Raw genomic sequence first — 5,194 nt, 5'->3', positions numbered from 1 at the left:
ACCGAAGGCGTTCCGGTGCTCGACATGGTTCGCGTCAAGCGGGCGCTGCAGGGCAGCAAGTCGCGGCTGATCGGCCCCAATTGCCCCGGCGTGCTGACTCCCGGCGAATGCAAGATCGGCATCATGCCCGGCAGCATCTTCAAAAAGGGTTCGGTCGGCGTGGTTTCGCGCTCCGGGACGCTGACCTATGAAGCGGTACACCAGACGACGGCTGTTGGCCTGGGCCAGACGACAGCGGTCGGCATTGGCGGTGATCCGGTCAACGGCACCAATTTCATCGACGTGCTCGAGCTGTTCCTCGCCGACGACGAAACCAAGTCGATCATCATGATCGGCGAAATCGGCGGCAGCGCGGAAGAAGAAGCGGCGCAGTTCATTGCCGACGAAGCGAAAAAGGGCCGTTCGAAACCGATGGTTGGCTTTATCGCCGGCCTGACGGCTCCTCCGGGACGCCGCATGGGCCATGCCGGTGCGATTGTCTCCGGCGGCCAGGGCGGCGCGGAAGACAAGATCGCGGCGATGGAAGCTGCGGGTATCCGGGTTTCGCCTTCACCGAGCGAGCTGGGCACGACGCTGGATGCGATGTTGAAGGAGATGGTTTAGTTCCCCTGCGAAGGCAGGGGGCCATCTCCCGATTGTGCCCAGCGGAGCATATGGGAGATGGGTACCTGCCTTCGCAGGTACACAGGTAACGTGAGGCGACAATGAACAAACCCGGGTTTGTCTATTTCATGGCAAACCGAAAACACGGAGCGATTTATACTGGATCAACCAGCAACTTGGTCAAGCGGACCTATCAGCATCGAAACGGGCATATCGATGGCTTCACCAAGGAACATATCTGCAAGCTATTGGTTTGGTTTGAAGCCTATGACAATATTGACGAGGCGCGACTGAGGGAATTGCAGATCAAGAAATGGAAGCGGGAGTTGAAGATCAAGCGGATCGAAGACGAGAATCCAGGCTGGCGGGATTTGTGGTTCGAGATTGTGAAGTGAACTGGCCGCTGTCGGATGGTTCCCCTGCGAAGGCAGGGGTCCATCACGGAAGTGGAAGGCAAAGCAGGTTGACCGGAGTTTCCGCTCTGCCGGGTCTGACCGGAACCACAGGTGATTGTGACCGGACGATGGATTTGGAGATGGGCCCCTGCCTTCGCAGGGGAACAAAAAGGTACGATTATGGGTTTTGAACAGCAGGATTTTATTGGCTCCGAACAGGAACAGGGCCCGAGCTGGCAGCGGCGGCACTGGCCGATTGACGAGGCCGACGAGCTGAACAGCGCGCTCGATCCGACGCGCATGGGACTGGAGATCAAGGAGGCTGCGGCCAAGGCCGGCAAGGCGATGTCCGATGGCGATGTCGCGCTGGCGGCGGAAAAGTCGATTCGGGCGATGATGCTGATCCGCACCTATCGGGTGCGCGGGCATCTGGGGGCCAATCTCGACCCGCTAGGGATTTCCAAGCTGGAAGAACCGGATGATCTGACGCCCGAATTTCATGGCTTCACCGCCGATGACATGGACAAGCCAGTCTATCTTGGCGGTGTGCTGGGTTTCGATACGGCGACGATCCACGAGATCGAAGCGGTGCTGCGGGCCAATTATTGCGGCTCGGTTGGTCTGGAATATATGCATATCGCCGATATCGAGGAACGGCGCTTTCTGCAGGACCGGATGGAAGGCAAGGATGCCGCAATCCAGTTTACGCCGCAAGGCAAGAAGGCGATTCTCAACAAGGTGATCGAGGGCGAGGAATATGAAAATTTCCTCGGAAAGAAATATGTCGGAACCAAGCGTTTCGGCCTGGATGGCGGCGAATCGATGCTGCCGGCGCTGGAGAATATCATCAAATATGGCGGCCAGTCGGGCGTCCGTGATATTGTCTATGGCATGGCCCATCGCGGGCGGCTGAACATTCTCGCCAATGTGATGGGCAAACCTTATAAGGTGATCTTCCACGAATTTCACGGCGGATCGGCCAATCCCGACGATGTTGGCGGATCCGGTGATGTAAAATATCATCTCGGCACCAGCACGGACCGCGAATTTGATGGCATCAATGTCCATATGAGTCTGGTGCCCAATCCGTCGCATCTCGAAGCGGTGGATCCGGTCGTGCTCGGCAAGGTCCGTGCCCAGCAGGTGGCGCGCGATGATCTGGAAAAACACGACCAGGTGCTGCCGGTGCTGATTCACGGTGATGCGGCCTTTGCCGGTCAGGGGATCGTCTGGGAATGCCTCGGCTTTTCCGGTATCCGCGGTTACAATACCGGTGGCTGCATCCATTTCGTGATCAACAACCAGATCGGCTTTACCACCAGCCCGCAATTCGCGCGCTCCTCGCCTTATCCGTCGGATGTCGCCAAAGGCGTGCAGGCACCGATTTTCCACGTCAACGGCGATGATCCGGAAGCGGTGACCTTTGCCTGCAAGATCGCGATCGAGTTTCGCCAGCGGTTCGGCCGGGATATCGTCATCGACATGTGGTGCTATCGCCGCTTCGGCCATAATGAAGGCGATGAGCCGAGCTTCACCCAGCCGCTGATGTATGCCGCGATCAAGAAGCATCCCAAGGTCAGCCAGCTTTATGAAAAGCGGCTGGTCGAGGAAGGCGTGATTGATGACAAATGGGGCGATGCGACCCGCGCAGCTTTTTCCGAGCATCTCGAAACCGAATTTCAGGCGGCGGCCGACTACAAGGCCGACAAGGCCGACTGGTTTGGCGGCCGCTGGCAGGGCCTGCATATTCCCGCCGATCCGGAAACGGCGCGGCGCAATGTGGAAACCGCGATCGACGCCAAATTGTTCGACAGTCTCGGCCGGACATTGGCCACGGTTCCGGACGGGCACAAGATTCACAAGACATTGGGCCGGGTGCTCGAAGCCAAGGCGCAGATGTTCAAGACGGGCGAGAATTTTGACTGGGCTACCGGCGAAGCGCTGGCCTATGGATCGCTGGTTTCCGAAGGTTACAATGTGCGCCTCTCCGGGCAGGACAGCGGCCGAGGAACATTTTCCCAGCGGCATGCGGTCTGGGTCGATCAGGAAACGGAAAAGAAATACGTGCCCTTGAGTACCGTGCCGCACGGCCGGTTCGAAGTGCTCGACAGTCCCCTGAGCGAATATGGCGTGCTCGGCTTTGAATATGGCTATGCCGGTGCCGATCCGAAAACGCTGGTGCTGTGGGAAGCGCAATTCGGCGATTTTGCCAATGGTGCGCAGATCATGATCGACCAGTTTATTGCTTCCGGCGAAGCCAAATGGCTGCGCGCCAACGGCCTCGTGATGCTGCTGCCGCATGGTTATGAAGGGCAGGGTCCCGAGCATAGCTCGGCGCGGCTCGAACGGTTTCTGCAATTGTGCGCGCAGGACAATATCCAGGTCGCCAATATCACCACCCCGGCCAATTATTTCCATGTGCTGCGGCGGCAAATGCTGCGCTCGTTCCGCAAGCCGCTGATCATCATGACGCCGAAATCGCTGCTGCGGCACAAGATGGCGGTATCGAAAGCGGAAGATTTCCAGGGCGACCATCATTTCATGCGGATCCTGTCCGATAGCAATCCGCCGGCCGACGAGGACGTCAAACGCGTCATTCTCTGTTCGGGCAAGGTCGCCTATGATCTCATCGAAGCGCGGGACAAGGCCGGAGACAAGAATAGCGCGATCATCCGTATCGAACAGCTCTATCCGTTCCCCGGCGAGCCGCTGGTCGTTCGTCTCAAGCGGATGACAAATCTCGAGACTCTGGTCTGGGCCCAGGAAGAGCCGAAGAATAACGGCAGCTGGCATTTTGTCCGGTCCTATCTGGAACATTGTCTGGAGCAGGCCGGTGTCGGGCCGGTTGCGCCGGTCTATGCCGGACGCGCCGCTTCGGCTTCACCGGCAACGGGTCTTGCTTCGCGGCACAAGCAGCAGCAGGAGCAGTTGATCGCCGAAGCATTGGGGCATGAAGGTTGAGGGTTGGCTAGGGATTTGTTCCCCCGCGCAGGCGGGGGGCCATCTCCCCATTGTAATTAGACGCGGATGCGGGAGAAAGCCTCCTGCCTCCGCAGGAGTACAGGTAGGAAGAACATGGCAACAGAAGTAACAGTCCCCATATTGGGCGAATCGATCACCGAAGCGACTTTGGGCGAATGGCTCAAGCAACCCGGCGACGCGGTTGCCGCCGATGAACCGATTGCCAGTCTGGAAACCGACAAGGTGGCGCTGGAAGTGGCTGCACCGGAAGCGGGCGTGATGGGCGAGCATCAGGTGGCGGTGGGTGATACGGTCGAGGTGGGCGCGGTTATCACGACGATCGAAGCCGGCAGCGGCTCGGCAGCCAAGTCGGCGCCGGCACCGGCCCAGGCCAAGGATGACAGCAAGGCCGAAACGAAGACTGAAAGCAAGGCTGAAGAACCCGATGCGTCGATCACCCTGTCGCCGTCGGTGCGCCGGCTGGTGCTGGAACATGGCGTGGACCCGAGCAAGATTCGCGGCACCGGCAAGGATGGCCGGCTGACCAAGGCGGATGTCGAGCAATATGTGAAATCCGGGGCGAAGCAGCCGCCGCTGGCCGAAAAGGGCTCGGCAAGCGGCGCGCAGACGCCGGCGCCATCCTCTGCAGCGGCACCGTCCGGCAACCGCAACGAAGAACGGGTGCGGATGACCCGCCTGCGCCAGACCGTCGCACGGCGGTTGAAAGAGGCGCAGGATACCGCCGCTCTGCTGACGACGTTCAACGATGTCGACATGAGCGCGGTGATCGAGACGCGCGGCAAGTACAAGGACCTGTTCGCCAAGAAACATGGCGTGAAGCTGGGCTTCATGGGCTTTTTCGTGAAGGCGGCGTGCATGGCGCTGAAAGACGTGCCGTCGGTCAATGGGCAGATTGACGGCGAGGAAATCGTCTATCACGATTATGCCGATATTTCGGTCGCGGTCAGTGCGCCCAATGGTCTGGTCGTCCCCGTCATCCGCAATGCCGAGACGATGAGCTTTGCCGACGTGGAAAACACCATCGGCGATTTCGGCAAGCGCGCCAAGGACGGCACGCTGACCATGGAAGACATGAAGGGCGGCACCTTCACCATCTCCAACGGCGGCGTGTTCGGGTCCTTGATGTCGACGCCGATCATCAACCCGCCGCAGTCGGCGGTGCTCGGCCTGCACCGGATCGAGGACCGGGCCGTGGTGGTCGATGGCGAAGTGGT

The 5,194-nt window shown here is 59.6% G+C and carries 4 protein-coding genes; all 4 read left to right on the top strand.

The genetic code is table 11. The annotated features are described in order from the left end of the window. A partial coding sequence (locus ACEW8J_RS15010) for a succinate--CoA ligase subunit alpha (protein ID WP_373492451.1) occupies positions 1-603 on the top strand: 603 nt, incomplete at its 5' end. Between the two features lie 101 nt (positions 604-704). Continuing rightward, entirely contained in the window at positions 705-998 is a 294-nt protein-coding gene (locus ACEW8J_RS15005) for a GIY-YIG nuclease family protein (RefSeq protein WP_373492450.1), read from the top strand. Between the two features lie 180 nt (positions 999-1,178). Beyond that, positions 1,179-3,959 (top strand): 2-oxoglutarate dehydrogenase E1 component, encoded by a 2,781-nt coding sequence (locus ACEW8J_RS15000; protein ID WP_373492449.1) that lies wholly within the window; start codon positions 1,179-1,181, stop codon positions 3,957-3,959. Between the two features lie 114 nt (positions 3,960-4,073). Next, the coding region (odhB, locus tag ACEW8J_RS14995; RefSeq protein WP_373492448.1) for a 2-oxoglutarate dehydrogenase complex dihydrolipoyllysine-residue succinyltransferase at positions 4,074-5,194 on the top strand (1,121 nt) is incomplete at its 3' end.

This window comes from Parasphingorhabdus sp. (genome assembly GCF_041748495.1).
Taxonomy (GTDB): Bacteria; Pseudomonadota; Alphaproteobacteria; order Sphingomonadales; family Sphingomonadaceae; genus Parasphingorhabdus.
Note: the sequence above shows the minus strand (reverse complement) of the source record. Positions and strands in the feature narration are given on the sequence as shown.

Bases quoted from the DNA above. Each gene is read 5' to 3' on its own strand.
- ACEW8J_RS15005 (WP_373492450.1), top strand. From the start codon at position 705: ATGAACAAACCCGGGTTTGTCTATTTCATGGCAAACCGAAAACACGGA.
- ACEW8J_RS15000 (WP_373492449.1), top strand. From the start codon at position 1,179: ATGGGTTTTGAACAGCAGGATTTTATTGGCTCCGAACAGGAACAGGGC.